This window comes from Streptosporangium pseudovulgare (assembly GCF_014648055.1).
GTDB classification, from domain to species: domain Bacteria; phylum Actinomycetota; class Actinomycetes; order Streptosporangiales; family Streptosporangiaceae; genus Streptosporangium; species Streptosporangium pseudovulgare.
Genome location: NZ_BMQJ01000021.1, coordinates 111936 through 112981, shown reverse-complemented (window position 1 = coordinate 112981; position 1046 = coordinate 111936). Strand labels below are relative to the sequence as shown.

Below are 1046 nucleotides of genomic sequence, written 5' to 3'. Positions count from 1 at the left end.
TACGTCCCCCTGCACCCCGCCCTGCCCGTGGCCCGGATGCGCTGGATCGCCGAACAGACCGGCGCACCCATCCTCGTCACCGACACCGCCAACGCCGGACACGATCTCACCGCACACCTCACCCCCCTCCTCGTCGGCACCGACACCGACCCCGACAACCTCGGACTGGCCATCGCCGCGGACCGGCTGGTCTACGCGATGTTCACCTCCGGCTCCACCGGCACCCCCAAGGGCGTCGCCGTCACCCACCGCAACATCCGCTCCTTCGCCACCGACCGGCTCTGGCACGGCCCCGCCCACCGGCGGGTCCTGTTCCACACCGCCTCCTCCTTCGACGTGTCCATGTACGAACTCTGGGTGCCCCTCCTGAACGGCGGCACCATCGTCGTGGCACCCCCCGGCGTCGTCGACGCCGCCACCCTCACCTGGGCCCTCGACGACGAACACGTCACCGCGATCTTCCTGTCCACCGGCCTGTTCAACGTCCTGGCCCCCGACCACCCCGCCCTGCTCGCCCGCATCCCCGAACTGTGGATCGCCGGCGAAGCCGCCTCCCCCACCGCCGTCGCCCACGTCCTGACCGCCGGCGCCACCACCGTCCACAACGGCTACGGCCCCACCGAGACCACCGTCTACGCCACCGCCCACCCCATCACCACCCCCGGCCCCGTCATCCCCATCGGCCGCCCCCTGGACAACACCCGCGCCTACGTCCTGGACGACCACCTGGCCCCCGTCCCACCCGGCGTCCCCGGCGAGCTCTACCTCACCGGCGAACACCTCGCCCGCGGCTACCTGCACCGCCCCGACCTCACCGCCGAACGCTTCGTCGCCTGCCCCGAGGAGCCCGGCGCGCGGATGTACCGCACCGGCGACCTCGTCCGCTGGCTGCCCGACGGAACCCTCGACTACCTCGGCCGCGTCGACGACCAGGTCAAGATCCGCGGCATCCGCATCGAACTCGGCGAGGTCGAGAACGTGCTGGGCCGTCATCCGGACGTGGCCCAGACCGTCGTCCTGGCCCGGGAGGACCAGCCCGGTGACAA

Annotated in this window: 1 protein-coding gene; it reads left to right on the top strand. The window is 72.2% G+C overall.

All coding sequences use genetic code 11. The features are described 5' to 3' along the window. On the top strand, positions 1-1046 hold a 1046-nt coding region (locus IEZ10_RS32210), incomplete at both ends, for an amino acid adenylation domain-containing protein (RefSeq protein ID WP_194531315.1).